The 26,945-nt window shown below is 73.0% G+C and carries 27 protein-coding genes; 10 read left to right on the top strand and 17 right to left on the bottom strand.

The features are described from left to right. Position 1: 1 nt before the first annotated feature. From pstC to H8838_RS02830, 9 genes are all read right to left on the bottom strand, one after another. Positions 2-931 (bottom strand): phosphate ABC transporter permease subunit PstC, encoded by a 930-nt coding sequence (pstC, locus tag H8838_RS02870; RefSeq protein WP_181309568.1) that lies wholly within the window; start codon positions 929-931, stop codon positions 2-4. An 80-nt stretch (positions 932-1,011) separates the two neighbouring features. After that, positions 1,012-2,109 carry a phosphate ABC transporter substrate-binding protein PstS gene (locus tag H8838_RS02865; protein ID WP_185995222.1) on the bottom strand — a complete coding sequence of 366 codons (1,098 nt, stop codon included), beginning with the start codon at positions 2,107-2,109 and terminating at the stop codon, positions 1,012-1,014. A 168-nt stretch (positions 2,110-2,277) separates the two neighbouring features. Continuing rightward, positions 2,278-3,162 carry an NUDIX hydrolase gene (locus tag H8838_RS02860; RefSeq protein WP_181309570.1) on the bottom strand — a complete coding sequence of 295 codons (885 nt, stop codon included), beginning with the start codon at positions 3,160-3,162 and terminating at the stop codon, positions 2,278-2,280. 99 nt (positions 3,163-3,261) lie between these two features. Further along, positions 3,262-4,845, bottom strand: coding sequence for an ABC transporter permease (locus H8838_RS02855; protein WP_185995223.1), 1,584 nt, complete (start codon positions 4,843-4,845; stop codon positions 3,262-3,264). Further along, on the bottom strand, positions 4,842-5,732 hold the full coding sequence (locus H8838_RS02850) for an ABC transporter ATP-binding protein (RefSeq protein ID WP_185995224.1): 891 nt from the start codon (positions 5,730-5,732) through the stop codon (positions 4,842-4,844). Before H8838_RS02850 ends, H8838_RS02855 begins: the two co-directional genes overlap by 4 nt. Positions 5,733-5,890: 158 nt before the next feature. After that, on the bottom strand, positions 5,891-8,161 hold the full coding sequence (locus tag H8838_RS02845; protein WP_185995225.1) for a heavy metal translocating P-type ATPase: 2,271 nt from the start codon (positions 8,159-8,161) through the stop codon (positions 5,891-5,893). Beyond that, positions 8,151-9,164 (bottom strand): carbohydrate-binding protein, encoded by a 1,014-nt coding sequence (locus H8838_RS02840; protein WP_185995226.1) that lies wholly within the window; start codon positions 9,162-9,164, stop codon positions 8,151-8,153. Before H8838_RS02840 ends, H8838_RS02845 begins: the two co-directional genes overlap by 11 nt. A gap of 23 nt (positions 9,165-9,187) precedes the next feature. Beyond that, positions 9,188-9,394 (bottom strand): heavy-metal-associated domain-containing protein, encoded by a 207-nt coding sequence (locus H8838_RS02835; protein ID WP_181309575.1) that lies wholly within the window; start codon positions 9,392-9,394, stop codon positions 9,188-9,190. A 74-nt stretch (positions 9,395-9,468) separates the two neighbouring features. Further along, entirely contained in the window at positions 9,469-9,762 is a 294-nt protein-coding gene (locus H8838_RS02830) for a metal-sensitive transcriptional regulator (protein WP_185995227.1), read from the bottom strand. Positions 9,763-9,927: 165 nt separating this feature from the next. Here H8838_RS02830 and H8838_RS02825 point away from each other — a divergent pair, with 165 nt between their 5' ends. Further along, the gene (locus H8838_RS02825) at positions 9,928-12,726 is read left to right on the top strand and encodes an amidase (protein ID WP_185995228.1); all 2,799 of its coding nucleotides are present in this window, start codon (positions 9,928-9,930) and stop codon (positions 12,724-12,726) included. A 105-nt stretch (positions 12,727-12,831) separates the two neighbouring features. On the opposite strand, the gene H8838_RS02820 is transcribed toward H8838_RS02825, so the two are convergent. The 3 genes from H8838_RS02820 to H8838_RS02810 all read right to left on the bottom strand — a co-directional run bounded on the left by H8838_RS02820 (position 12,832) and on the right by H8838_RS02810 (position 14,404). Then, entirely contained in the window at positions 12,832-12,993 is a 162-nt protein-coding gene (locus tag H8838_RS02820; RefSeq protein WP_181309578.1) for a hypothetical protein, read from the bottom strand. A 275-nt stretch (positions 12,994-13,268) separates the two neighbouring features. After that, entirely contained in the window at positions 13,269-13,472 is a 204-nt protein-coding gene (locus tag H8838_RS02815) for a cold-shock protein (protein ID WP_056905888.1), read from the bottom strand. Between the two features lie 341 nt (positions 13,473-13,813). After that, on the bottom strand, positions 13,814-14,404 hold the full coding sequence (locus H8838_RS02810) for a MarR family winged helix-turn-helix transcriptional regulator (RefSeq protein WP_181309579.1): 591 nt from the start codon (positions 14,402-14,404) through the stop codon (positions 13,814-13,816). A gap of 72 nt (positions 14,405-14,476) precedes the next feature. On the opposite strand from H8838_RS02810, the gene idi reads away from it, so the two are divergent. From idi to H8838_RS02775, 7 genes are read left to right on the top strand one after another with little or no spacing between them, the layout of a single operon-like run. Then, positions 14,477-15,118 (top strand): isopentenyl-diphosphate Delta-isomerase, encoded by a 642-nt coding sequence (gene idi / locus H8838_RS02805; RefSeq protein WP_185995229.1) that lies wholly within the window; start codon positions 14,477-14,479, stop codon positions 15,116-15,118. Then, positions 15,115-16,230, top strand: a complete 1,116-nt coding sequence (locus tag H8838_RS02800; RefSeq protein WP_181309581.1) for a polyprenyl synthetase family protein — start codon at positions 15,115-15,117, stop codon at positions 16,228-16,230. The genes idi and H8838_RS02800 overlap by 4 nt, the downstream gene beginning before the upstream one ends. Next, a complete protein-coding gene (locus tag H8838_RS02795) occupies positions 16,227-17,147 on the top strand; it encodes a phytoene/squalene synthase family protein (protein ID WP_181309582.1) in 921 nt (306 codons plus the stop codon). The genes H8838_RS02800 and H8838_RS02795 overlap by 4 nt, the downstream gene beginning before the upstream one ends. Then, complete coding sequence (gene crtI, locus H8838_RS02790; protein ID WP_185995230.1) at positions 17,144-18,778, top strand: phytoene desaturase family protein; 1,635 nt, start codon at positions 17,144-17,146, stop codon at positions 18,776-18,778. Before H8838_RS02795 ends, crtI begins: the two co-directional genes overlap by 4 nt. Further along, a complete protein-coding gene (locus H8838_RS02785) occupies positions 18,775-19,101 on the top strand; it encodes a lycopene cyclase domain-containing protein (protein ID WP_181309584.1) in 327 nt (108 codons plus the stop codon). Before crtI ends, H8838_RS02785 begins: the two co-directional genes overlap by 4 nt. Continuing rightward, the gene (locus tag H8838_RS02780; RefSeq protein ID WP_185995231.1) at positions 19,098-19,466 is read left to right on the top strand and encodes a lycopene cyclase domain-containing protein; all 369 of its coding nucleotides are present in this window, start codon (positions 19,098-19,100) and stop codon (positions 19,464-19,466) included. Before H8838_RS02785 ends, H8838_RS02780 begins: the two co-directional genes overlap by 4 nt. Next, a complete protein-coding gene (locus H8838_RS02775; RefSeq protein ID WP_224766340.1) occupies positions 19,463-20,413 on the top strand; it encodes a prenyltransferase in 951 nt (316 codons plus the stop codon). The genes H8838_RS02780 and H8838_RS02775 overlap by 4 nt, the downstream gene beginning before the upstream one ends. Here the strand turns inward: H8838_RS02775 and H8838_RS02770 are convergent. Both H8838_RS02770 and H8838_RS02765 read right to left on the bottom strand, forming a co-directional pair. Then, complete coding sequence (locus H8838_RS02770) at positions 20,379-21,140, bottom strand: glycosyltransferase (RefSeq protein WP_224766339.1); 762 nt, start codon at positions 21,138-21,140, stop codon at positions 20,379-20,381. The two genes, H8838_RS02775 and H8838_RS02770, sit on opposite strands and share 35 nt — an antisense overlap. Then, complete coding sequence (locus H8838_RS02765) at positions 21,137-21,742, bottom strand: hypothetical protein (RefSeq protein WP_185995233.1); 606 nt, start codon at positions 21,740-21,742, stop codon at positions 21,137-21,139. Before H8838_RS02765 ends, H8838_RS02770 begins: the two co-directional genes overlap by 4 nt. A gap of 272 nt (positions 21,743-22,014) precedes the next feature. On the opposite strand from H8838_RS02765, the gene H8838_RS02760 reads away from it, so the two are divergent. After that, a complete protein-coding gene (locus H8838_RS02760) occupies positions 22,015-22,842 on the top strand; it encodes a resuscitation-promoting factor (RefSeq protein WP_185995234.1) in 828 nt (275 codons plus the stop codon). Positions 22,843-22,864: 22 nt separating this feature from the next. Here the strand turns inward: H8838_RS02760 and H8838_RS02755 are convergent, their stop codons facing one another. Together H8838_RS02755 and H8838_RS02750 are read right to left on the bottom strand one after the other, a co-directional pair. Then, positions 22,865-23,209, bottom strand: coding sequence for a cupin domain-containing protein (locus H8838_RS02755; protein ID WP_185995235.1), 345 nt, complete (start codon positions 23,207-23,209; stop codon positions 22,865-22,867). A 63-nt stretch (positions 23,210-23,272) separates the two neighbouring features. Further along, complete coding sequence (locus H8838_RS02750) at positions 23,273-24,667, bottom strand: FAD/NAD(P)-binding protein (RefSeq protein ID WP_224766338.1); 1,395 nt, start codon at positions 24,665-24,667, stop codon at positions 23,273-23,275. 196 nt (positions 24,668-24,863) lie between these two features. Here H8838_RS02750 and H8838_RS02745 point away from each other — a divergent pair, with 196 nt between their 5' ends. Then, the gene (locus H8838_RS02745) at positions 24,864-25,877 is read left to right on the top strand and encodes a hypothetical protein (protein WP_185995236.1); all 1,014 of its coding nucleotides are present in this window, start codon (positions 24,864-24,866) and stop codon (positions 25,875-25,877) included. Positions 25,878-26,113: 236 nt separating this feature from the next. On the opposite strand, the gene H8838_RS02740 is transcribed toward H8838_RS02745, so the two are convergent. Then, positions 26,114-26,818: a hypothetical protein gene (locus H8838_RS02740; RefSeq protein WP_191465641.1), complete on the bottom strand. Its 705-nt coding sequence runs from the start codon at positions 26,816-26,818 to the stop codon at positions 26,114-26,116. Positions 26,819-26,945: the final 127 nt, after the last annotated feature.

The following is a 26,945-nucleotide window of genomic DNA, read 5'->3' as shown; positions in this document are numbered from 1 at the left end:
CTCAGCGACCTCCCTTGACGGTGCCTCGCGTGGCGATCAGCCGGGCGAGGAAGTTGACGACGAAGGTCACCACGAAGAGCACCAGCCCGGAGAAGATCAGCACGTTGACCCGCAGGCCGGAGGCCTCGGGGAAGCCGAGGGCGATGTTGGCCGCGATGGTCGAGGGGTTCACCGAGGAGATCAGGTTGATGGTGATCACCCCGGTCGCGGAGAGCACCATGGCCACCGCCATGGTCTCCCCCAGCGCCCGGCCCAGGCCGAGCATGATCGCGGAGATCATCCCCGAGCGGGCGTAGGGGAAGACCGTCATCCGGATCATCTCCCAGCGGGTGGCGCCCAGCGCCAGCGCGGCCTCCTGGTGGAGGGTGGGCGTCTGGGCGAAGATCTCGCGGCAGATCGCGGTGATGATCGGCAACGCCATGATGGCCAGCACGAGGCTGGCCGTGAGGATGGAGCGCCCGTTGGCCGGGCCCTCGAAGAATGGCAGCCACCCGAGGTGCTCGGCCAGCCACTCGTAGACCGGGAGGATCCGCGGGGCCAGGAACTGGATCCCCCAGAGCCCGTAGACCACCGAGGGCACGGCGGCGAGCAGGTCGATCAGGTAGCCGATCGGCCGGGCCAGCCGCCGCGGCGCGTAGTGGGAGATGACCAGCGCCAGGGCGATGCTCAGCGGGGCCGCGACCAGGATCGCGAGCGTGGCGGCCAGCAGCGTGCCGTAGAGCAACGGCCAGACGTAGACGACGATGTTGTCGGCGCCGATCCGGTTCGCCGGCGCGGTGATCGCGGGCACGCCTTCGAGCGTGAGGAAGATCGCCACGCCCGCGAGGGCGACCAGGATGAGGATCCCGGCCGCCCTGGCGAGCCCCGCGAAGACCAGATCGCCCGTACGCCGCACCCGGGCGGGAGCGACTGAGGCGGGAGAGACGGACACGGGGTTCCTTCCTGGTGCTGCGTCTGTTGCGGGTGCTGCGTCTGTTGCGCGTCGTGCGGGTGCTGCGGTGGCGCGGAGCCTCAGCCGGCGGTGATCTCGTCGACGTAGCCCTGGGCCTCCTCGGCCAGCGCCGGGGCCAGCGGCGCGGAACCGGCGTTCTCCTGGGCGGTGGCCTGGCCCTCGTCGCTGAGGATGTAGGTCAGGTAGCCCTTGACCAGCTCGGCGGTCTCGGCGTCCTCGTAGGTGCCGCAGGCCATCAGGTACGAGGTCAGCACGATCGGGTAGACCCCGGCCTCGTCGGTCTCGTAGTCGAGGTCGAAGACCATCGAGTGCGGGTCGCGGTCCTTCACCCGCGGGGAGACCTCGAGGATCTTCGCGGCCGCCTCAGCTGTCGGGCCGACGAAGTCGTCGCCCACCTGCACCTTGGCCCGGCCCAGGTCGCCGGCCTGGCTGGCGTCGGCGTACCCGATGCTGTTGCGGCCGTTGCCCACCGCCGTGACCACGCCGGAGGTCTGGTTGGCCGCCTCGCCGGCCTTGAGCGGCCACTCCTCGACCTCGCCGTGCGGCCAGGCGTCGGGGGCCACGACCGAGAGGTAGTGGGTGAAGTTGCCGGTGGTGCCGGACTCGTCGGAGCGGTGCACCGCGCTGATCGCCGCGTCCGGGAGGTCGGCGTCGGGGTTGGTCTCCGCGATCGCCGGGTCGTCCCACCGGGTGATCTCGTTGTTGAAGATCCCGGCGATCGTCTCGGGCGTCAGGTTGAGCTCGTCGACGCCGTCGACGTTGAAGATCACCGCGATCGGGGAGACGTAGTCGGGGATCTCGATCGGCGGCGTAGTGCAGCGCTCGGTCGCCGCGGTGAGCTCGCCGTCGTCGTCGTTGAGGTAGGAGTCGGAGCCGGCGAACGCGAAGCCGCCGGAGACGAAGCCCTCCCGGCCACCGCCGGAACCGGTCGGGTCGTAGTTGACGGTCACGTTGGGGTTGTCCTGCTGGAAGCCGGCGCGCCAGGCGTTCTGGGCCGCTTCCTGCGAGCTGGCACCGCCGCCGTTGAGGGTGCCGGAGAGTCCGCCGCCCTCGCCGTCGGCGGTGGCCTGCTCGTTGGCCGCGCCGCAGGCGGAGAGCGCCAGGGCCAGGGCCGCGATGCCGGGAACGGCCGCGCGGCGCAGAGAAGTGCTGATCACTTCGTGTCTCCTGAGAGTTCTTTGGACTGTGCTGACTCTCGAAGTGAAGCCCGCCCAGATGACCAGACTCCCCGGCGTCGGTGAACGCCGGGTGAACGTCCCTCATCGGTTGCGCAGCACCTGCCGCCGCCGGCCCGGAAGCCGCCCGGAGACAGCCCGGAGGACGGTTCAGGGCGCGTCGTACGCCTCGACCGCGACGACCCGGCGCCCGGCGTGGTGCACCACCTGGAAACCCGCCTTCTCCAGCCGGGTCTCCGGCAGCTCGAGCGCGTCCTGCACGCTCGGCAGCACCGGACGGTGGGTGCAGAGCGCGGCACCCTCGTCAGCCTCGAGCAGGTCGTCGACCACGGCCAGCACGGACCGGTCGGTCGCCTCCTCCTCGGTCAGCCCGTCGGTGAGCTCGAGGGCGAGCCGGTCTGCGGCGTACGGGACCACGGTGTCCACGCACCGGGTCGCGCTGGAGGTGACCACCCGGGTCACGTCGTAGGCCGCCAGCACCGGGACCAGCCGCTTGGCCTCCTCGATGCCCTCGGGGCTCAGCGGGCGCCGGCGGTCGTCGCCGGTCCACGCCTTGCGGGGGTGGGCCTGGGCGTGCCGGAGCACCACCAGCGCCCGGGTACGCCGCTTCTGCTCGCGGGCGTGCGCCAGGACCTCGCGGTCCCGGTCGTAGCTGAGCCGGCGCTCGGCCTCGCGCCAGGAGACCCAGGCCGCCTCGTCGATCTCGTCGGCGCGGCGGTGTCCCTCGACCGAGTCGTCGCCCACCACCCGCCCGCACCAGTAGTGCACGACCTTCTCCCGGCCACCGGTGCGGTAGCGCAGGACCGGGAGCGGCACCCCCAGCCGGACCCGCAGCCCGGTCTCCTCCTCCACCTCGCGCACCGCGCAGCCGGTGACGTGCTCGCCCGGGTCCAGCTTCCCCTTGGGGAAGGACCAGTCGTCGTAGCGCGGGCGGTGCACCAGCAGCACCTCGCCGCCGCGCCTGGTGACCACGGCGCCCGCCGCCACCACCACGTCGGCGGTGTCGTCGCGCTTCCCGGGGCCGTGGGTCGCCATGCCCGCAGTCTCACACACGCGGGTGGACGGGGCCCGGGTCCGTCGGCGCCGATCTCAGGACGCTGCGTACGGCCGTCCCAGGACGCTGTGCATGCCGTCTCAGGACGCCAGGTCGCGGCGGCGCAGCCCCACCAGGCCCACGGCCGCGAGCAGCACCGCGAGGACGCCGACCACCAGCGCGGGGACCGGGTCCCAGTCGTCCACCGGCAGCATCGACAGGTGCCAGAACGGGGAGAGCGAGGAGACGGCGTCGGGCAGGTCGAGCAGGTCCCCCAGGTAGGACTGGAGCAGGGCGAAGGCGAAGACCGCCCAGGCCAGGGCCACCCAGCGCGGACGCCACCCGTGCAGCAGCACCACGGTGGCCGCGACCAGCAGCACCGCCGGGGCGGTGGCCAGGCACCCGCCCAGCACCGGCCAGAACAGGCTGCCGTCCCCCGAGACCAGCGCGTGGGTCCCGGCCATCCCCAGCCCCACCAGCGTGAGCACCACCAGCGAGCCGACCGTCGTGACCAGCACATGGGCCAGCGCCCACCGGGTGCGGGAGACGCCGGTGGCCAGCGCCATCTCGGCGCGGCCCTGGCTCTCCTCGTGCGGCAGCCGCATCGCCGAGGCGACGGCGTACGCGGAGACGATCACGCCGAGGAACGAGATCACGAAGGCGAAGTAGCCCCGCACCACGTCGTCGAGCCGGGCACCGAAGACCCTGGCGATGTCCGGGTTGGACTCCACCAGGGTGACCACCTCCCGGCCCACCGCGCCGAAGAGACAGCCCACGGCGAACAGGCCGACAGCCCAGCCCAGCGTCATCGCGCGCTGGACCCGCTCGGCCAGGCCCAGCGGTCCGCCGAGCCACGCCCCGGCACGCGGACGGCCGCTCCGGGCCTGCACCAGGCCGGCGCCGAAGTCGCGGTGGGCGGTGAGCCGCCCGGCGAGCGCGAGCAGCACGCCGGTGCAGGCGAGCAGCAGGAGCAGCGGCCACCACCGGTCACCCGCGTAGGCCCGCACCCCCTCCTGCCAGCCGAACGGGGAGAGCCAGACCAGGGCGTCCTTGCGCACCGCACCCACCCCGCGGACCACGAACAGCACGGCGCCCACGGCGATGGCCAGCCCCAGCGCGCCCCGGGCCGAGGAGGCCACCTGGGCCGCCACCGCAGCCACGGCGGTGAAGACCAGCCCGACCCCGGCCACGGCCGCCCCGTGCAGGAGCGACCCGCCCGTCGGCAGGTCGTCGGCGACCAGCACCGCGGCGTCCAGCAGGCCGACCAGGAGGGAGGCCGCCGCCGCGACCAGCAGCGCCGCCGCGGTGGCCGCGTGCCGGCCCAGCACCGTGCTGCGCAACAGCTCGGCCGCGCCGGACTCCTCCTCCGCCCGGGTGTGGCGGACCACCAGGAAGATGGCCATCAGCGCCACCAGCGCCCCGGAGAGTGCGGTCACCTCGTAGGCGGTGATGCCGGCGATCGTGTCCACGCCGTACGGCGTGCCGTTGAGGAGTCGGCTCGCGGCGCTGTCCTCGACCGTGACGCCGTAGCCGGCCACCTTCACCGGAGTGTCGTAGAGCCCGGCCACCGACCTGGCCGAGACGGCGGTGATGGCGGTCAGCCCGACCACCCACAGCGGCAGCCGGACCCGGTCGCGGCGCAGCACCAGCCACACCAGGTGGCGGGTGCCGGTCAGGGCGCTCACGGCTCCAGCCGCTCGCCGTACTGCTGGAGGAAGAGCTCCTCCAGCGTCGGGGGGTGGGCCTGCAGCGCGGTGAGGCCCAGCGCGGTGAGGTGCGCCATCGCGTCGCCGACCCGGTCGGAGTCGACCTCGAAGGTGATCTGGTCGCCCACCCGGCGTACGTGGTGGACACCGGCCAGCCCGTCGAGCGCGGTGGCCGGCTCGCGGGTCTGCGCGACCACGGTGGTGCGGGTCAGGTGACGCAGGTCCTCCAGCGTGCCGGTGAGCGCGGTGGCCCCGGCCCGGATGATGCTGACCCGGTCGCAGAGCGCCTCCACCTCGGCCAGGACGTGGCTGGAGAGCAGCACGGTGGCCCCCTCGGCCCGGAGCTCGTGCACGGCCCGCTGGAACTCCGCCTCCATCAGCGGGTCCAGCCCCGAGGTGGGCTCGTCGAGCAGGTAGAGCTCGACCCGCGAGGCCAGCGCCGCGACCAGGGCGACCTTCTGCCGGTTGCCCTTGGAGTAGGTGCGCGCCTTCCGCGTCGGGTCCAGCGCGAACCGCTCGAGCAGGTCGGCGCGGCGCTGCTCGTCGAGCCCGCCCCGCATCCGGCCCAGCAGGTCGATCACCTCGCCGCCGGTCAGGTTGGGCCACAGCGTGACGTCGCCGGGCACGTAGGCGAGCCGGCGGTGCAGCGTGGCGGCCTCGCTCCACGGGTCACCGCCGAGCAGCCGGACCCGCCCGGCGTCGATCCGCAGCAGCCCCAGCAGCACCCGCATCGTGGTCGACTTGCCGGACCCGTTGGGCCCGAGGAAGCCGTGCACCTCCCCGGTCCGCACCTCCAGGTCGAACCCGTCGAGCGCCCGCACCGCGCCGAACGTCTTGACCACCGCGTCGAGCTCGATCGCCGTCACGCGTCCACTCTGGCACCTCCGCGCCCCCACCCGCCCCGAGACTCACTGGCCCCACGAATCCCCGCACAGCCGGGGATCGCTGAACTTTGTGGGTGTTGCGATGCCCGCCAAGTGTGGGAATCCCCGGCTGTGCGGGGATTCCTGTGGACGGCCCGACCTCAGCGGAAGCGGCGCAGCCGGAGGCTGTTGGTGACCACGAAGACCGAGGAGAAGGCCATCGCGGCGCCGGCCAGCATCGGGTTGAGCAGGCCGGCTGCGGCCAGGGGCAGGGCGGCGACGTTGTAGGCGAAGGCCCAGAACAGGTTGCCCTTGATCGTGCTCAGAGTGCGGCGGGACAGGCGTACGGCGTCCGCGGCGGCGCCGAGGTCGTCGCGCACGAGCGTCAGGTCGCTCGCCTCGATCGCCACGTCGGTGCCCGCTCCCATCGCCAGGCCGAGGTCGGCCTGGGCCAGCGCGGGGGCGTCGTTGACGCCGTCGCCGACCATGGCGACGACCCGGCCCTGCTCCTGCAGCCGGCGTACGACGTCGACCTTGCCGGCCGGGAGCACGCCCGCGACCACCTCGTCGATCCCCACCTGGGCGGCGACCGCCCGGGCGGCGCCCTCGTTGTCGCCGGTCACCAGGAGCGGGCGCAGGCCCAGCCGGCGCAGCTCGGCGACCGCGGCGGCGGAGCCGTCCTTGACCGTGTCGGAGACGACCAGGACACCTCGGGCCTCGCCGTCCCAGCCGACCACGACCGCGGTGCTCCCCCGTGACTCGGCGGAGGTCACGGCCTGCTCGAGGGCGGGCGGCAGCCCGGCCTCGGCGACCAGGGAGGCCCGGCCGACGCTCACCTGACGGGAGCCGTCCGGCTCGGTGACGGTCGCCCGCGCCCCGAGGCCGGGCAGGGTGTCGAACCCCTCGGCCTGCGGGTGGTCCGGTGTGGCCTGGACGACGGCCCGGGCGATGGGGTGCTCCGAGCCGGCCTCGACCGCGGCGGCCAGGCGCTGGACCCGGTCGCGGTCCTCGCCCTCGGCGACCACGACGTCGACCAGGGTCATCTGCCCGGTGGTGACGGTGCCGGTCTTGTCCAGCACCACGGTGTCCACCCGGCGGGTGGACTCCAGCACCTCGGGGCCCTTGATCAGCACGCCCATCTGCGCGCCGCGGCCGGTGCCGACGAGCAGGGCGGTGGGGGTGGCCAGCCCGAGCGCGCAGGGGCAGGCGACGATCAGCACGGCCACCGCGGCGGTGAAGGCGGCCGTGGTGGTGGCACCGGTGCCGAGCCAGAAGCCGAGCGTGCCGGCGGCCAGCAGCAGCACCAGCGGCACGAAGATCCCGGAGATCCGGTCGGCGAGCCGCTGCACCTGCGCCTTGCCGGACTGGGCGTCCTCGACCAGCTTGGCCATCTGCGCCAGCTGGGTGTCGCCGCCGACCCGGGTCGCCCGGACGACCAACCGGCCGCCGGCGTTGACGGTGGCGCCGATGACCTCGCTGCCCGGCCCGACCTCGGCCGGGACGGACTCGCCGGTGACCATCGAGGTGTCGATCGCCGACGTGCCCGAGACGACCACCCCGTCGGTGGCGACCTTCTCCCCCGGCCGGACCACGAACTCCTCGCCGACGGCGAGGCTCTCCACCGGCACCCGGGTCTCGACGCCGCCGCGGAGCACCGCCACGTCACGGACACCGAGGTCGAGCAGGGCCCGCAGGGCTGCGCCGCTGGCCCGCTTGGCGCGCTTCTCGAAGTACCGGCCCGCGAGCAGGAAGGTGGTGACGCCGGCGGCCGCCTCGAGGTAGATGTTCATCGTGCCGTCGGTGCGCTCGATGGTCAGCTCGAACGGGTGCGTCATCCCGGGCTCCCCGGCGGTGCCGAGGAAGAGCGCGTAGAGGGACCAGCCGAACGCGGCCAGCACCCCCATCGAGACCAGCGTGTCCATGGTGGCCGCGCCGTGGCGCAGGTTGGTGAAGGCGGCGCGGTGGAACGGCCAAGCGCCCCAGAGGGCGACCGGGGCGGCCAGGGTCAGCGAGGCCCACTGCCAGTACTCGAACTGCCAGGCCGGGACCATCGCCATCGCGATCACCGGGACGGAGAGGACGGCGGACCAGAGCAGGCGGGTACGCAGCGCCGCGACCTCCGCGTCCCGGCGGTCCGGAGCCGGTCCCCCGTCGGCGGGGTCGCCGGTCGGGGGCGGCGCCGGCAGGGTCGCGGTGTAGCCGGCGGCGGCGACGGTCTCGAGCAGCAGCTCGGGGCTGACCGTCTCGGGCACGCGCACGTCAGCCTTCTCGGTGGCGTAGTTGACCGTGGCCGTGACGCCGTCGAGCTTGTTGAGCTTGCGCTCGATCCGGTTCGCGCAGGAGGCGCAGGTCATCCCGCTGATGTCGAGCTCGAGGTGGGTCAGGCCAGGGGTGCCGGTGGCCTGCGCGAGACCGCGCTGGTCAGTGGTCATGGGAGTCCTCCTGGTGCTCGTCGGGCGAGCCGGTCTCGTCGGAGGTGCCGGAGCCGGCGGGCGCGCCGTCCGCGGTCACGGTGAAGTCCGCGGTGTGCACGGTGTTCCCGACGCGGAAGTCGAGGAAGAGCCGGTAGGTGCCTGCGGTGGGGAACTCGGTGGCGAACCGGATCTGGGGGCCGCCGCCCTCGCCGGCCGTGCCGACCTGTCCTTCCGGGTGGACGTGCAGGTAGCCCAGATCGCCGGCCCGCAGCGCGACCAGGTGGCCGTAGGCCCCGAGGTAGGGCTGGAGGTCCCGTACGCCGACGCCGTCCCGCTCGATCCGCGCGGTCAGCTCGGTGGGCGCGCCGGGCGCGGTGTCCCCGGCCAGGGTGACCCGGTAGCCGTCGACGACGTCGGTGAGCCGCTCCTGCCCGGGCGGGGCCGGCTGGAACCGGCCGGAGACCGCCAGGTCCTCGGCGAGCGTCACCTGCTGCCAGCCCTCGGGCACGAAGTCGGCGATCACCCGCCACGTGCCCGGCGTCAGGTCGACCTCGACCGACCAGGTGCCGGTACGGCGGTCGAGCACGGGGTGCACGTGCTGGAACCCGACCAGGTCGCGGCGGACCACGATCAGGTGCAGCTCCTTCTCGTGCGCCACGTCGTAGTCGAGCAGCGGCCGCCCGCTGGAGGTGCGGATGGTGAGCTCCAGGGTGGCCGGGCCGGCGGGCAGGGTGGGGTCGGCCAGCTCGAGGGTGAACCCGTCCGCCCGGGCGGTCAGCCCCGCCACGTCGACCGCCTTGTCGGCTGCCTTGTCGGCTGCCCCGTCGGCGGCACCGTCGGCTGGGGAGTCACTCCACGCGTCGGCGTCATGCCCGTGGTCCGGCTCCGCCCCCGCCTCGGAGGCGAGCGGCACACCGTCCACGGGGCCGACCGCGCGACCCACGCCGAGCGCCGCTGCGCCGACCGCGAGCAGCGCGGCCACGAAGGCCACCACCCGCAGCACCGTGCTCGTCCCGGTCATCTCAGGCCACCCGTCTCATGTGCTCAGACCAGCGCGTAGCCGGCCTCTTCGACGGCGGCCTTGACGGCCTCGGCGTCGACGGGCTCGGCACTGGTCACGGTGAGGGCGCCGGACTCGAGGACGACGTCGACCGACTCGACGCCGGGCACCTCGCTGACCTCCTCGGTGACCGAGGCGACGCAGTGGCCGCAGGTCATGCCGGTGACAGTGAAGGTGGCGGTCTGGGACATGGGCTTCTCCTCGCTGGGTAGTCGACTGGGACGTCGACTGGGAATTCGACTGGTGGTGGGTGCTGGGTGGGGCGTCAGGACTTCACGAGCCGGCTGATGGCCGCCATGGCCTCCTGGACCTTCTCCTCGGCCTCGGCGTCCCCGGCCCGGGCCGCGTCGACGACGCAGTGCCCGAGGTGGTCGGCCAGCAGGCCGAGGGAGACCGCCTGCAGCGCCTTCGTCATGGCGCTGACCTGGGTGAGGATGTCGATGCAGTACTTCTCCTCCTCGACCATCCGCTGGAGACCGCGGGCCTGACCCTCGATCCGGCGCAGACGGGCCAGGTAGTCGTCCTTGCCCTGGATGTAGCCGTGGTGGTGCTCGCTCATGCTTCCAAGGTACCCCTAGGGGGTAGTCGTATCAAGGGCTACGTCCGCTGGGCGAATTAACCGCGAGGCAATCAACGGGAAACCGCCCCGAGACGGCCGACGCGTCCACTGGGGGAGCCCTTAGTGACGAGGAGGGCTTCCCCCGCAAGTAGGCAGGTATCTCCCATGTTCCTCTCCCCACCCCCCGACCGGCCGGGCCGGGCCCGCCGGGCCGCGCTCGCGACCGCCGGGCTCTCCCTGACCGCCGCCTCCCTGGCCGTCCCGCTCACCGGAGCCCACGCGTTCACCTACGTGACCGACGCTGACGGCACCGCCTGGGGCATCCAGGACGCCGCCTCCCCGGGCGCCGACACCGGCTCCATCCGCGCCACCCAGGAGGGCACCGGCGTCCAGGCGCCGTACTCCACGATGCTCAACGGGTACGGCGGCATCCGCGTGCAGGTCGACACCGAGCAGCCGCACCGGTTCGACGGCGCGCTGATGCGCGGCTTCGGCCTCACCGAGCGCGCCACCGGCCGCTTCGAGTCCACCCGGTCGGTCGACCTCTCCGGCGTCCGGATGACCCGCAAGGTCGACGTGGTGCAGGAGGACGGCTACGGCCGCTGGCTCGACACCCTGACCAACACCACCGACGAGCCCCTCACGGTCGAGGTGGCCTTCGGCGGCCAGACCGGCTACGGCACCACCGGGACCAACGCCAGCTCCGTGGTCGCCTCCTCCTCCGGCGACGCCGCCCTGGACGCCGACGACGTCTGGACCGTCTCGGAGTCCGGCGCCGGCACCGGCACCTGGCAGGGGCCGACCGGCACCGTCGTCGGCGACTTCGACCGCAGCGGCAACTGGCTGCGCGACACCTTCGAGCGCGGCTACTCCGCCACCGGTCACGACCGCAACTACCCGGCGTACGTCAACACGCTCACCCTCGCGCCCGGCAAGAGCGCCTCCCTGCTGCGCTACGTCGTCGTCGGCAGCCGGGTCACCGCGGCCACGGCGGCGGACGAGCGCGCCGACGTCACCGACCTGGCCGCCCGGCTCGCCGAGGAGCCCGACCTGGCCGGCCTGAGTCGGCTCGAGGTGGCCTCGATCGTCAACTTCGACGTGCCCGGGACCGCCCAGCCGATCCGGGTGCCCCAGCCCGCGCCCGCGTCCGAGCCGGCGCAGGTGACGAGCGTGGCCTACGACGTGGTCGACAAGACCATCGCCGAGCTCCAGGCCGACATGAGCGCAGGCATCACCACCTCCGTGGAGATCACCCAGGCCTACCTGGACCGGATCGCGGCGTACGACGAGGGCCCGTTCGCCTTCAACGCCTTCACCACCGTGGCCGCCGACGCCTTGGCGCGGGCGGCCGAGGCGGACGCCGCCCGTGCGGCCGGGCGCACCGGGGCGCTGCTCGGCATCCCGATCGCGGCCAAGGACCTCTACGACACCCACGACATGCCGACCACGAACGGGTCGCTGACCTTCAAGGACTTCCGTCCCGCCCAGGACGCCTACCAGATCGCGAAGCTGCGCGAGGCCGGGGCGATCATCATCGGCAAGGCCAGCATGGAGGAGTACGCCACCTCGGGCTCCTACTCCGACAACGCCTACGGCACCGTGTGGAACGCCTTCGACCCGTCCCGCTCCGCGCTGGCCTCCTCGGGCGGCTCCGCGGTCGCCACCGCGGTCAGCATGGTCCCCGCGGCGCTGGGGTCCCAGACCGGTGACTCGCTCTACGCGCCCGCCGCCGCAGCCAGCCTGGTGACCCTGCGCGGCACCGACGGCATGCAGTCCGACCGTGGCGTCATGCCGCTCTCCTGGCTCCAGGACTATGCCGGTGCGATGACCAGGTCGGTCTCCGACCTGGCCGACATCCTCAACGTCGTCTCCGGCACCGACCCGCTCAACCCGGAGACCGCCGAGGCCGACGCGCACCGGCCCGCCGACTGGCGCACGGTGCTGGACGCCTCCGCCCTGCGGGGCAAGCGGATCGGCTACGTCCCGAGCACCTGGGTGGACCCGTACGGCACCAGCACGGTGATCGACGCCTCCGTGGCCGCGCGCACCCGGGTGCAGGAGACCGGGGCCACCCTGGTCGAGGTCGCCGACGGGCCGATCGCCCCCACGCGACCCAACGTCAACCTCAACTGGGAGGGCTGGGCCCGCTACCTGGGGAGCCACCCCGAGCTCGGCATGTCCTCGCCCGCCGAGGTCATCTGCTCCCCGCTGAAGATGCCGTACACGACGTACGACCCGTCGTTCTGCGAGTCGCCCACGAGCCGGCGGATGACCCCCGCGGAGGAGAAGGCGTGGCGGGACTACCGCACGGCCTACCAGGAGAACATCGACGCCTGGATGGACGCGCACGACCTCGACGCGGTGGTCTACCCGGCCCTGCTCTCGGAGATCTCACTCAACGACGGTGGCGGCAACCGGTCGAGCTTCGGCCGTCGCGACACCCCGTCCGGCTCCTCGGGCGTGCCGACCGTGGCCTTCCCGGTGGGCACCGACGCGAACGGCGCACCCGTCAGCCTCCAGTTCATGGGCCGTGCCTGGGACGACGCCGAGATCGTCGGCTACGCCTACGCGATGGAGCAGCTGGTCGACGGGCACGTCGCCCCCGGCACCGCACCGGCGCTGAAGGTGCGGAAGTCGCCGACCCCCGCGCCGACCCCCGCGCCGACCCCCACGCCGGCTCCCGCGCCGGTCCCGGGCCAGCCGAAGGTCAAGGCCAAGGTGTGGACGCCGAAGAAGGTCCTGGGCGGGAAGAAGCTCCGGATCACGGTCCGGAACGCCACCCCGGGCAAGAAGGTCACCGTGACCTTCCAGGGCAAGCGGCTCACCCGGAAGGTCCGCCAGAGCGGCGTGGTCAAGCTCAAGCTGCGCACCGCCGAGGTCCGTCGCAGCAAGCGGCTGACGGTGCGGATCACCGGGCCCGGTGTCCGGCCGTCCCTGGCGCGGAAGGTGTGGGTCAGGGCCTGACCTGACGACCCTCACACGCACCAGTGCCCGCCCCGACGTCTCGGGGCGGGCACTGGTGTCTTGTACGTGGGTCACGGCGCTCAGCGCCGTGGGACACTCGGGCGCTCAGCGCTGATGGGGCACGGGGGCGACGCCGAGGATCCGGTCGATCTCCTCGGTGGAGAGGTGGCTGTCCGACTCACTGGCGGCGATGATGAGCGTCGTGGTCAGCTCGACCTCACCGATGAGGTCGCCGTCCTCGAGAGTCACATCAAACGGGTCGTACACGAAGTGAGCCTCCTCCCGAGATTCGGGTGATCGATCCGGAGCTACGCAGCACCAGGGGCGGTGTCCGCAGAACTAGAACTAGCGTGCCCCCCATTTCATCCCGTAAACAGGCGTTCTTCCAAACATCCCTCGTATGGGGGAGTCGGCGAACTACCCGTCCGGGGCCTTGACAGGGCGCCCGGAACGCCGTCCATGTCCGGAGACGGACCGAGGCCCCGTCCTTGCGGACGGGGCCTCGGCTCCGAAGTCGTGGAACAGGTGCTCCACGTCCGGCGTCAGACCGGGCGGACGTTCTCCGCCTGCGGGCCCTTCGGGCCCTGGGTGACGTCGAACTCGACCTTCTGGTTCTCGTCGAGGGACTTGTAGCCCTGCGACTGAATCGCCGAGTAGTGCACGAAGACGTCGTCGCCGCCGTCCTCCTGCGCGATGAAGCCGAAACCCTTCTCGGCGTTGAACCACTTCACGGTGCCCTGAGCCATTGCTCTGATACTCCTTCGTCGGGGCGAGAGATCGTCACCTCGACGATCCCGCACCAGATGCGGTGACACGTCGCTCCGACTTGCGGACACTGCCGAAGAAGAAACGCCGTTGGATCACAAACTCCGCGGGCGTCTACCTGCTGGAACTTGCACCTGCTGCGCTGGCAACACTACCAAGAAAGCGCCTCTTGGCCAGATGCCAGGAGCGAGGAAATCCCACGTGCTGAGTGAACTTCTCGTTACGCGCACGTTCGGGGACGCCGGGACGCGATCGGACACCAGGCGATTGCGTCCCCAGTTCCACCTGGTGAGACTCCGAGGTCAGCGCAGCTGAGCGCCTCTCAGCCGCCCACGTCGACGCGACCCTGCTCCATCTCCTCGGTCAACGAGCGGAGGAAGGTGACCAGCGCCGGACGAGCCTCGGCGGGCACGGCGGCCGCGATCTCCTTCATCCGGGTGTGCATGTCCGCCAGGTGGTCGTGCATCTCCTCGCGGGCCCGCGAGGTGGGGATCAGCAGGATCGAGCGGCGGTCCTGGGGGTGTGGCACCCGCTGCAGGTGCCCGGAGCCGACGAGGCGGTCTATGAGCGCCGTGGTCGCTGCCGTGGTGATGCCCAGGTGGTCGGCCAACCGGCGCGGCGTGACGCCGACCAGCACCGGCGAGTCGTCGGCCCACTCCTCGGGCAGGTCGGCGAGGCGACGTGCATCCCGGGAGTCCTGCGCCTCCTCCGCCCCCTGCACGGCCCGGATCACGTACCGCAGCGCCTGCAGGTCGGTCAGGTTGACGGCCATCGAGCTGCCCAGCCGGCGACGCATCTCCCGATCCGCCTTCACCAGCGCGCGTACCGACTGCAGCAGCTCGCGCTCGTCCGCGGTGTAGGCGGAGGTCATCCGGGTACGTCCTTCACCCGGCGTCTCAGGAATGTTCGGCACGAAAAGTATCTTACTAGGTTGATATCTAATCCGTCTAGCAATACGCTCGTGGGACCGACACGGAGGCAACCGATGACGCACACGCTCGCTGCACACCCTCGCCGGGGGGACGACCGGTTGCCGGCCGGTGACCCCCGTGACCTGGTCGTGCTCCTCGACGCGGAGCACCGGCCGATCGGCACTGCCGCGCGCGAGAGCGTGCACGGGCGCGAGACCCCGCTGCACCTCGCCTTCTCCTGCTGGCTGCTCGACGACCGGGGCCGGGTCCTGATGACGCGGCGAGCGCTGACCAAGCGCTCGTGGCCGGGCGTGTGGACCAACTCCTTCTGCGGGCACCCGCGCCCCGACGAGCCCCTGATCGACGCCGTACGCCGCCACGGCCGCGGCGAGCTCGGCCTCGAGGTCGACTCGATCACCCCGCTGCTGCCCGACTTCGACTACCGCGCCGTCGACGCCTCGGGGATCGTCGAGCACGAGTTCTGCCCGGTCTTCGTCGCCCGCGCCACCGACGCGCCCGACCCACACCCTGACGAGGTGGTCGAGCACGCCTGGGTGGAGGTCGACGACCTGCGCACCGCCCTGACCGCCGCCCCCTGGGCCCTCAGCCCCTGGCTGCGCGACCAGGCTGCCGCCCTCGACGCGGCCGACGCCTGGCCCCAGCTCGCAGCCCCCTTCGACCGGGTCGACCCCGCCCCCGAGGAGAATCGACGATGAGCGTCCAGAGTGAGATCGACCGGCTCCTGCGGCCGGCCACCGAGGTGGGCGGCCTGGCCCGCGACCGGGCCGCACTGGCCTCGGCGCTCGCGCTGGGCACCGAGGGCGGCAAGCGGTTCCGCCCGTGGCTGCTGACCACGGTGCACGACGCCGTGGCCCACCCGCCGGCTCCCGACGAGGTCGTCGACCGGGTCGCCGCCGCCGTGGAGCTGCTGCACACGGCGTTCGTGATCCACGACGACGTGATCGACCACGACGACACCCGCCGGGGCAAGCCCAGCGTGCCGGGCTGGTTCCGCGCGGACGCGCGCTCCCTGGCCCGCCCCGACGGCCCTGACGGGGCCGGGTCCCACGGTCGCGGCGCCACGGAGGACGAGGAGGTCTACACCCGCGCCGGCGCCCTGCTGGCCGGAGACCTCGCGCTGGCCGCCGCGGTGCGCGCGGTCGCCACCTGCGGGGCCGGGCCCGACGTGGTCGGCCGGCTGCTCGACCTGCTCGACACCACCCTGCACGTCTCGGCCGCCGGCGAGCTGGCCGACGTCCGGCTCACCCTCGGCGACGGGCTCCCGACCCGCGAGGAGTCGCTGGAGATGGCCGAGTGCAAGACGGCCGCCTACTCGTTCGTGCTGCCGATGCAGGCCGGCGCGGTGCTGGCCGGCGCCGAGGAGCACGCGGTGCGGGCGCTCGGTGAGATCGGCCGGCGCCTGGGCATCGCCTTCCAGCTGCACGACGACCTCCAGGGCGTCTTCGGCGACGCCCAGACCACCGGGAAGGACCCGCTGGGCGACCTGCGGGAGGGCAAGCGGACGCTGCTGGTGGTGCACGCCTCCGGCACCGCGCAGTGGTCCCGGATCGCCGGGCACCTGGGCGACCCGGAGCTGACCGAGGCCCAGGCCGTCGACGTCCGCGCGGCGTTGGTCGACTCGGGCTCGCGGGCGTACGTAGAGGAGCTGGCCGCGCGGCACCTGCGGGCCGCGCGCGACCAGGCGAGCGTCTTCGACCTCGACACCTCGCTCGTCGACCCCCTCGCCTCCACCTGGCAGCCGCGCCGTCCCCAGTCCCCCGAGGCCGCACTGGCGGGCTCGGGACTGGCCGAGGCTGGTGCGGCATGAGCGCCGCGACCACCCCTCCCGGTACTCCAGCCGGCCGGCCCGAGGAAGCCGCGACCGGCCAGCTGGCGCCGTACCAGCTCTACGACCAGGTCGCCGAAGCCGCTGCCGCGCTGGTGATAAAGCGTTACTCCAGCTCCTTCGGGATGGCCTCGCGGTTGCTCGCCGAGCCGGTCCGCACCCACGTCTGCAACGTCTACGCACTGGTCCGGGTGGCCGACGAGATCGTCGACGCGCCCCGGCCCGACGGTCGACGTGCGCACCAGTCCCGGCTGCTCGACGGGCTCCAGGACGACGTGCACGCCGCGCTCCGCACCGGGCACAGCGCCAACCTCGTGGTGCACGCCTTCGCCCGCACCGCGCGCACCTGCGGCATCGGCGCTGAGCTGATCGACCCGTTCTTCGCCTCGATGCGCACCGACCTGTTCCGCGAGGAGCACGACGAGGAGAGCTTCGCCGAGTACGTCTACGGCTCGGCCGAGGTCGTGGGGCTGATGTGCCTGCGCGCGTTCCTGGTCGGCCGTCCGCACGCCGCCCGCGAGTACGTCGAGCTGCGGGCCGGCGCCCGCCGCCTCGGCGCCGCCTTCCAGAAGGTCAACTTCCTGCGCGACCTGGCCGCCGACTCAGACGACCTGGGCCGCAGCTACTTCCCGGGCCTGGACGTCGCCCGGTTCGACGCGCACGACCGGGACCGGCTGCTCGACGACATCGACGCCGACCTGGCGGCCGCGGCCGCGGTGGTGCACCGGCTCCCGGCCGGGAGCCGGCGGGCCGTCTCCGCGGCCCACGCCCTGTTCGCCGAGCTCTCCCGCCGGCTGCGCCACACTTCCCCCGACGAGATCCGCCGCAACCGGATCCGGGTGCCGGGTCCGCGCAAGGCGCAGGTGATCGCCCGCGCGGTGACCCGGGGGGTCTCGTGAGCCGGCCGGGCAGCGTCGCCGTCATCGGCGGCGGGATCTCCGGACTGGCGACCGCCGCACTGCTCGCCGCCGACGGCTGGAGCGTCGACCTGCTCGAGCAGCGCGACCAGGTGGGTGGGCGAGCCGGCAGCTGGGACCAGGACGGCTTCCGGTTCGACACCGGCCCGTCGTGGTACCTGATGCCCGAGGTCTTCGACCACTTCTTCCGGCTGCTCGGCTCCAGCGCCGCCGACGAGCTCGACCTCGAGGTGCTCGACCCCGGCTACCGGGTCTTCTTCGAGGGGTACGACGAGCCGCTGCAGGTGCGCCGCGACCGGGCCGCCAACGTGGCGCTCTTCGACTCCGTCGAGCCCGGCGCCGGCCAGGCGCTGGCGGACTACCTCGACTCTGCGGCGGACACCTACCGGATGGCCGTCGACCACTTCCTCTACACCAGCTTCGAGTCGCCCCGCAGCCTGCTCAACCCCGACGTGGCGCGCCGCGCCCCGAGCCTGCTGCGACTGCTGGGCCGCTCCCTGGAGTCGCACGTCGCCGCCCGGTTCACCGACCCGCGGTTGCGCCAGGTGCTGGGGTACCCGGCGGTCTTCCTCGGCTCGTCGCCGGCGCGCACGCCCTCGATGTACCACCTGATGAGCTCGATGGACCTGGCCGACGGGGTGCTCTACCCCCAGGGCGGCTTCAGCCGGCTGATCGAGGCGATCGCCGACCTCGCCGTGGAGCGCGGGGTGCGGATCCGTACCGGCGCGACGGTCACCTCGATCGACACCGCGTCCACCGATCCCGCGCCGACGAGGTCAGGCCGGGTGCGTCGCGCCCTCCCCGGGGCGGCCAAGGCCCGGGTCACCGGGGTCGGCTACCGCGACGCCGACGGGGTCGAGCAGCACCTGCGGGCCGACGTGGTCGTCGGCGCCGCCGACCTGCACCACCTGGAGACCGAGCTGCTCCCGCCCGAGCTGCAGACCTACCCCGAGTCCTGGTGGCGCCGACGCGACCCCGGACCCGGCGCCGTCCTGGTCTACCTCGGCGTCGAGGGGGCCCTCCCCCAGCTCGAGCACCACACCATGTTCTTCACCAGCGACTGGGGCAGGAACTTCGGCGACGTCCTGGGCCGCCCCGGGCGGGTGCCGGACCCCGCGTCGTCCTACGTGTGCCGCCCCTCGGCCACCGACCCGTCGGTGGCTCCGGCAGGCAACGAGAACCTGTTCGTGCTGGTGCCCGTGCCGGCCGACACCGGGCTCGGCCGCGGCGGGGTGGACGGCGGTGGCGATCCCGAGGTGGAGAAGGTCGCCGACGCCGCGATCGCGCAGATCGCCGACTGGGCGCAGGTGCCTGACTTGGCCGAGCGGATCGTCGTACGCCGTACCGTCGGCCCGGGTGACTTCGCCGCCGACCTCAATGCCTGGTCCGGCGGGATGCTCGGCCCCGGCCACACCCTGCGACAGAGCGCGTTCCTGCGCGCCCGCAACGCCTCGCGCCGGGTCGAGGGCCTGCTCTACGCCGGGTCCAGCACGATCCCGGGCATCGGCCTGCCGATGTGCCTGATCAGCGCCGAGCTGGTGCTCAAGCGGCTGCGCGGAGACCGGAGCTCCGGGCGCACCGCCGAGCCGCGACCGGGGCGGGCGGCCGGGTGAGCCTGCTCTACCTCGGCTTCGTCCTGGTCTCCACGCTCTGCATGGGACTGGTCGACCACCGCTGGAAGCTCTTCCTCTTCGACCGGCCCAAGGTCGCGCTGGCCGCCGTGGGGGTCGGGTTCGTGCTCTTCGTGGTCTGGGACCTGGTGGCGATCGAGCTCGCGCACTACAGCAAGGGCGACTCGCCGGCGATGACGGGCATCGAGGTGGCCCCCGAGCTGCCGGTCGAGGAGCTCTTCTTCATCGTCTTCCTCAGCTATCTCACCGGAGTGCTGCACGGGCTGTTCCGGCTGCTCCTGGACCGTGACCGGAGGACCGCATGACCTACCTGGCGCTCGCCGCCCTCTTCCTGCTCGGCTCGGTCGTGCTCCTGGTGGCCGCCACCGTCCTGCGCCGGCCCGACCGGCGGTGGTGGGCCGCCACCGGGCTGACCGCCCTGTCGCTGGTCGCGCTCACCGCGGTCTTCGACTCGGTGATGATCGCCGCCGACCTCTTCCGGTTCGACGAGAGCGCCCTGGCCGGGGTGCACGTCGGGCTGGCCCCGATCGAGGACTTCGCCTGGCCGCTGGCCGCGGTCGCCGTGGTGCCGTCGGTGGTCCTGCTGCTGACCGGCCGGTCCCGGCGCGCCGACGCCCCGGAGGGCGTGGCGCCGGACACCGTCGACCCGGTCGAGCGGGAGATCCGGTGAGCGCCGGCATGAGCCCGGACCTGAGCCCTGGCGTGGGCACCGGCGCCGAGAGCGGCCGGTCGCCCGGCGTCGTAGGCCGGGCCGGCCAGCTCCTCGCCTCCTCCCGCCCGCTCTCCTGGGTCAACACGGCGTTCCCCTTCGGGGCGGCGTACCTGCTGGCCGGCGGGAGCCTGGACGCGGCGTTCTGGGTCGGCGTCGCCTACTTCCTGGTGCCCTACAACCTGCTGATGTACGGCGTGAACGACGTCTTCGACTACGAGTCCGACCTGCGCAACCCGCGCAAGGGCGGCGTCGAGGGCGTGGTGCTCGACCGCGGCCTGCACGGGGCGACCCTGTGGGCGGCCGGGCTCTCCAACGTGCCGTTCCTGGTGGCGCTGCTGCTCTGGGGCTCCCCGACCTCGGCGCTGGTGCTCGGGGTGAGCGTCTTCGCGGTGGTCGCCTACTCCGCCCCTCGGCTGCGGTTCAAGGAGCGGCCGTTCCTGGACTCGCTGACCTCCAGCACCCACTTCGTCAGCCCGGCCGCGTTCGGCCTGGCGCTGGCGGCGGCCCGCGGTGCGGAGGTCTCGCTGGACCGCACCGTGCTCGCCGCCCTGGCCGGGTTCTTCGCCTGGGGGGTCGCCTCGCACGCCTTCGGCGCGGTGCAGGACGTGACCGCGGACCGGGCCGGCGGCATCGGCTCGATCGGCACCGTGATGGGCGCCCGGACCACCACCTGGTTCGCTCTCGGCGCCTACCTGCTGGGCGGGGCGCTGCTGCTCTTCCTGCCCTGGCCCGGCACGCTGGCCGCGGCCCTGGTGCTGCCGTACGTCGCCAACGTGGCGCCGTACCTGTCGATCACCGACGAGGACTGCGAGCGGGCCAACGCCGGCTGGCGGCGGTTCCTCTGGCTCAACTTCCTCACCGGCTTCCTGGTCACCCAGCTGATGATCTGGATCGCCCTGCGCTGAGGCGTGCCTGCCAGCGCTCCCAGGGAGGACTGACGGCCCAGTTGAGGCGCAGGGTGGTGACCGCCCGCGCCATCCGGCGACGCAGCTGGCCCAGCCCGCGCACCGACCGGCCGGAGACCCGTACCCGCAGCGCGGGCACCACCCGGATCACCGAGGTCGGGCCCAGGACGAACGCAAGGTCGAGGTCGTCGTGCACGTCGGCGGTGGTGTGCACCTGGTCGCGGACCCGCTCCCAGCTGCTGCGCCGCACCGCCATGCTCGACCCCCACAGCGGCGGGTGGCCGAGCGCCAGGTGGGTAAGCGCGAAGTACGCGCCGAGGTAGACCCAGGTCGCCAGCTGGCGCACTCCCGGTGGCAGGTCGTGGAAGGAGCCGGTGCCGGTGACCGCGTCGACCCGCGGGTCGGTGGTGGCTCGAGCCACCTGGGCGACCCAGTCCGGGTCCGGCCGGGAGTCGGCGTCCAGGCGGGCGATCACCTCGCCGCGCGCCGCGTCGTACCCGGTCGCGGCGGCCGTGGGGATGCCGACCCGCGGCTCGGGCACCACCCGGGCCCCGGCGGCCCGGGCCACCGCCGCCGAGTCGTCGCAGGAGCCGTTGTCGACCACCACCACCTCCAGCGGCGGGACCTCCTGCGCGGCGAGCAGACGCAGGCAGACGGCGAGCTCGACCGCGTCGTCGCGGACCGGGATCACCACCGAGACGGTGGGCACCGGGGACGTCTCGATCACCTGCGCTCCTCCCGGACCGGCGTGGCGGCGTCGGCCCGGCCGGGTCGCGGCAGGGTACGGGCGACCAGCAGGCCGGCGATCACCGCGCCGAGCACGCCGGCGGCCAGGTCGCCGACGGTGTCGTCGTACCCGACCTGGATCCTCGGGTCGATCCACGCGTGGCCGACCCACTCCCCGATCTCCCACAGGCCGGCCAGCGCGGCAGCCAGCGCCGAGGTGACCACCACCGCGCCCAGCCGGGGGCGCGCCACCGTCGCCGGAGCGGGGCCGTCGTCGTCCAGTGCGGGGCCGGGCAGCGCGCCCACCCGGACCAGCGTCTGCCAGCACAGCACCCCGATCAGGCCGGTGGCCACGGCGTGCACCACGAGGTCGAGCCAGGGCACGGTGACGTACCAGTCCAGCTGCGCGGCCCAGGCGCCGAAGAGCAGCACCCCGCCGTACAGGACGTCCAGCCACTGCGGCGTGCCGATCGCCCGGGGCAGCATCACCCCGCCCAGGACGAGGGAGAAGAGGGCGAAGCCGAGCCACCCGTAGGAGACGGTCCCGGCCACCAGGCTGACCGCGGCTGCGACCCGGACGAGGTCGGCGGCGATCAACGGCATGGTCCGAGCCTACGCAGCGTGAAGTCGCTCACGATCCTCCGGCTCTCCGTGCGTATCGCGCGTGTTGACGATTCGACATCAGCCCCGGTCTGTGTTCGTGTGGTGGGGCTGCGGCGGTGCAGCCGGGCCCAGAGCGGCCGGCTTGCGACGACGTGCTTCCGCCTCCTCCGTAACGAGGCGCCACGCCCCCCCCAGCCTCGACGCCCAGGTACGGCGGCGTCGCGTCCGACCGTCCCCTCCCAGGGGACGCACCATCGTGAAGGAGCACGCAGTTGCGCGCACTCACCCCGGCCATCCTCCCGCGCACCCTGCGTGGCACCGCCTCGCTCGGCGTGGCGGCGCTGGCCCTCACTCTCACCTCCGGCCTCGTCCCCGGGGCCGCCGCGGCGCCCAGCGGTCCGGCCCTGGCAGACGGCGAGGTCGCCGTGACCGTCGACGTCCCGCGGAAGAAGAACTTCCAGGTCGCCGCAGGCTCGCGGAGCTGGCCCGCCCGGGTGCTGGAGAGCACCGGCGTCGACGTCGACGGCAACGACCTGGTCAAGGTCGTCCGGAACGGCCGCTTCGTCCAGGGCGACAAGCGCAAGGTCCGCCAGGGCGACCGGGTCAAGCTGATCGACGTCCGCAAGCGCACCCAGGTCAAGCGGGTGAAGGTACAGCCGCGCACCGTGGAGGTCGGCACCACCAAGCTCAAGCCCGGCAAGCGCAAGGTCGTCCAGCAGGGCAAGGCCGGCGTGCAGCGGGTCAAGGCCCGGCGTACGACGCACAACGGCACGCTGGTCAAGTACCAGGTCGTCCAGCGCAAGACCCTGAAGAAGGCGACCCCGCGGCGGGTGCTGGTGGGCCGCAAGGCCGCGACCGTGCCCGGCACCGGTGGTCTCAACTGGGCCGGGCTGGCCAACTGCGAGTCCGGCGGCAACCCGCGCGCGGTCAACGCGGCCGGCTACTACGGGCTCTACCAGTTCAACGTGGCCACCTGGAACAGCGTCGGTGGCTCCGGGATGCCGCACCACGCGTCCCCGGCCGAGCAGACGCTGCGCGCCAAGCTGCTCTACAAGTCGCGCGGCGCCCAGCCGTGGCCGTACTGCGGCCGCTTCCTCTGAGGCACGGCTCGAGCGTGTGACCTCAGGCGCCTGGGACGCCGTGCACCGAGACGGTGAGCAGCACGGCGGCGTCCTCCAGGGCCTCGAGGTCGTGGCGGGTCGGCGGGACCTGCAACAGGTCCCCCGGCCCGCCGTCCCATGTCTGGTCCCCGGCGTGCAGCCGCACCCGGCCGTGGAGCACCTGGAGCGTCGCCTCGCCGGGGCTCTCGTGCTCCCCGAGGCGGCGGCCGCCCACCAGCGCGATCAGCGTCTGGCGCAGCGCGTGCTCGTGACCGCCGTACAGCGTGTGCGCGCTGCGTCCTGGTCCGGCCTCCCGGGCCGCGGCGAGCTGCTGGTCGACGAGCTGCGGCAGTGACGTGCTCTCCATGGGACCCTCCGAGGCCGGGGTGCTGTCCCGATCATTCTGCACCCGCCGAGCCCGCGGCGCGGCTCAGTCGGCGAGCAGCGCTGCCGCCACCTCGCCGGCCTGCACCCGGATCTCCGGGATGGCGGTCGACTCCCACAGCTCACCGCGCCGCAGCGCGCCCAGGGTCCACAGCGGCAGCGGGTCGCCGTCGGCGCCCAGGACCTGACCGTCCCGGGTGACCAGGCCCAGGCCGAGGCCGTCGGTGACCGCGACCGGGGTCCGGTCGCCGACGCCGAGCAGGCCGTCGAGCACCGGGTTGCCCAGCGTGCGGACGTCGGAGCGCGGGCCGGTGCAGTTGACCACCCAGCCGAAGCGCAGCTGGTCGCCGTCGGCGGTCGCCACCTCGACGCCACCCTCGGTCCCCTCGACCGCGGTGATCTTGCCGGCGCGCACCTCGAGGCGGCCGGCGGCCTGGTGCTCCTCCAGGGCGGCCTGGCTGGCCGGCGGGATCCGGTGGCGACGTACGCCCCACTCCCCGGCGACGTCGCGGAGGAAGGCCTCGCGGTCGCTCTCCGAGAGCCGCTTCCACAGCTCGGCCACGCGGTAGCGGATGCCGTCGATCGCCGGTCGCCAGTCGCCGTTGAGCTGCTCAACTGCACCGACGTGGGCGTGCACGGCGGCGCGGACCTCGGGCAGGGTGCTGCCCCAGGCGCGTACGTCGGGCACGACCTCGCCCAGGTAGGCCGGGGCGTGCGGCTGCGGCAGCCGCCCGTTGCGGGACAGGGCGACCACCCGGCGTCCCGAGCCGGCCTCGCCCAGCGCGCTGAGGGCGACGTCGACCATGGTCAGCCCGGTGCCGACGACCAGCACGTCCTCGTCATCGGCCAGCAGCGCCTCGAGGGCACCCGGCCTCCAGGGGTCGGCGACGTAGCGAGGCTCCCCGGCGAGGTCGCGCGGCGCCCAGGAGTCGCCGACGCTCGGCAGGCCGGTGGCCAGCACCGCACGGTCGGCCTGCAGGGGCTCGTCGCCCTCCACGGTCACCGTGATGCCGGTGCCGTCCGGGACCAGCCCGGTGGCGCGGCGGCGCACGTGCGTGACGGTGACCCGGTCGCAGGCTGCGGCGAGGGTCTCCTGCCAGCGCTGCCGCAGGTAGCGCGCCCACTCCCGTCGCGGCGCGAACCAGTAGCTCGCCTCGTCCGCGTCGACCATGCCCTGGTCGGAGCACCAGGTGGCGAAGTCGAAGCGGTCCTCGGGGTCGAAGGACATGCCGGCGGCAGGGACGTTGAGCAGGTGCCGCGGGTCGGTCGTGGAGAACGCGGCACCGACCACGAGGTCCTCGGCCGGGTCGACGAAGGTGAGGGCCAGGGTCGTGCCCGGCTCCGAGCGGCGCACCACGTTGAGTGCCACCAGGGTGCCGGCCGCGCCGGCACCCACGATCGCGATCCGCAGCGGGGCGGCGGCGTTGGCCACGTCCTTCATTCTTCACTCCTCAGCACGGACGACCGAAAGACGCACGGCACCGCTCGGATTACTAGAGATTGTTGCTCGACTTTAGCGACTGAGCGGGGGATCGTCCAAAGCCACGCCGACGTGCGCTCCGTCACCGCGGACCCCACGACCGGGCGCCGGCCGCTACCGTTCACCTGCCGTCCCGCCCCACGTCTCTGGAGCCCCGATGAAGAAGTTCGTCCCGATCCTGACCACCGCCGCGGTGGCCGTCTCGGTCAGCCTGGTCGCCGCCCCCGCCCACGCCGACGACTACGCCGCCGGTCTGGCGAGGGATGTCGCCCTCGTGCTCTCGCCTGCCGCGGCCAACGGGGTCACGGTCACCAGGACCACCCTCGACGCCGCCGGCGCGGAGACGGGCCGTTCCACGATCGCCTTCAACAGCGACCTGTCCGTGGTCGCGGCCGACGGGACCACCTACCAGAACGGGGTGGCCTACACCGCCGGCAGCCCGGCCGGAGCCCAGGTCGCCAAGAAGGCCAGCGCCTGGCTGGGCACCACGTTCGTCGGCGTCTCCCGCCCGGACACCACCACCGCCGCCTCCCTCGCCGCCTCGAACCACCCGGTGAGGACATTGCGGGCCCTCGAGACGGCCACGGCCACCGACCCCAGCTACGAGGGCAACCTGGTCAGCGGCGGTGGGGGCAGTCTCGGCCCGTTGGTCGTCGCCCTGTCCCACCTCCCCGCGACAGGGCAGGTCACCACCCACGAGCTGACCGCGACGACCACCAGCGTCAGCCCCCCCGCGGGCACCCTCGACCGGTACGTCGTCTCGGGTCCTGCCGCGGCCGGGCAGCCCGCCGCCAAGACGGTCTACACCTACGCCTACGGCCCGAGCGCGCCGGCGGTGGACCCGGTCGGCTACGTCTCCGCCGACACGTACAACCAGGTCGCCGAGACGGTCGCGGCCGCGCAGGGCTTCAAGAAGTTCGCGAAGAAGACGGCCAAGAAGGCCACCAAGCGCCTGGGCAAGAAGAAGGGCCTGAAGAAGGCCAAGACGCTCGTGCGCAAGAAGTCCGCAGCCTGGGCCGCCGACAGTGCGCTGCGTACCGCGAAGACCAAGGGCCGCAAGACGACGCTGCGGGTGAGCAACGGCTTCACCGGCCGGACCCAGGTGGTCACGATCCGCATCGTCGGCAAGTCGGTCAAGGTCTCCAAGGTCAAGACCCGCAAGGCCTCCTGACCTCGTCGGCGCGCCTGGGCGATCGGCACTCCGCACGCGGGGCGCCAGACGCCGGACGCTCAGCTCACGCCGGGGCCCGCCCGGCACGCAGGGCAGCGAGAGGCACGCCGAAGGCGAGGACCGCGAGGTCTCCGGTCAGGGTCCGCGCGCTCCTCGCCGACGGGCTGTCCATTTCCACCAACCCGGGGGGTGGTCTCGACGTAGGAGGCGTGAGCGGCGGGACGGGTGAACCTTCCTCATTGCGGGAGGCGGCGCCAGCCGGTGCCTTCGAGCTCGTTGAGCACGTCGCGAGGCTTCTCTATGCCGCCGCCCATGCTGTCGGGGCCGCCGTAGCCGATGACCTGCCACCGGTCCCCTTCTCGGACCACGTCGACACGCATGCGGATCACCGCGAGTGAGTCGTTCCAGTCGTTGCCGGCCGCGGCGATGAGTTCGACGTTCACCCGCGTCGGTGCCTCCGCGGTACCGGCGAACTCAGACCGCACCAGGGCCGGGTACGAGGAGTCGATGTGACGTCCGGCCCCTGACTCGTGCATGTGCCGGTAGTTGGAGAGTAGGAAGTCCCGCACCTGAGTGGGCAGCTGATCGCTGGTCAGGTCGTCGACCAGAGCCTCCTGGTCACGGTCTTCTCGTGTGTCGACCATCAGTTGGGCGAACGAGACCGCGAAGTTCTCCGCGTCGATGCGTCCCTCTTCGGACTGCGAGAGGTCGGTGGTCCGGTCCAGAGAGGCCTCTTCGAGCAGGCCGTCTGGAGTCTCGTCGGAGGTCTCCGGCGACTTCACCGGCGAGGCCACGGGCTCCGGGGGTGATGTCCGGTCCTGCGATGACTCGCCAGGCCCCTGAGCGCCGAAACCTTGTCCGTTGTCGACTCCGCAACCGGTCAACGCCAAAATCATCAGCGTCGCCGCGGCCGCACTCGATACCCGCATCCCGTGCCTCATCCGCCGTAGTAGTTGCACATCTGGTTGAACGGGTAGACGTACCATGCCTGTCCAGCGTCATCAGGGTGGAACGACTTGGCGTATCGCCCGCGAGATCGTCGAGGATCTCACCGCTGCGCTTGCCGAG

The sequence above is a fragment of the Nocardioides campestrisoli genome, assembly GCF_013624435.2.
GTDB lineage: Bacteria > Actinomycetota > Actinomycetes > Propionibacteriales > Nocardioidaceae > Nocardioides > Nocardioides campestrisoli.
The sequence above is the reverse complement of the archived record's forward strand: the minus strand, read 5'-3'. Positions and strand labels throughout refer to the sequence as shown.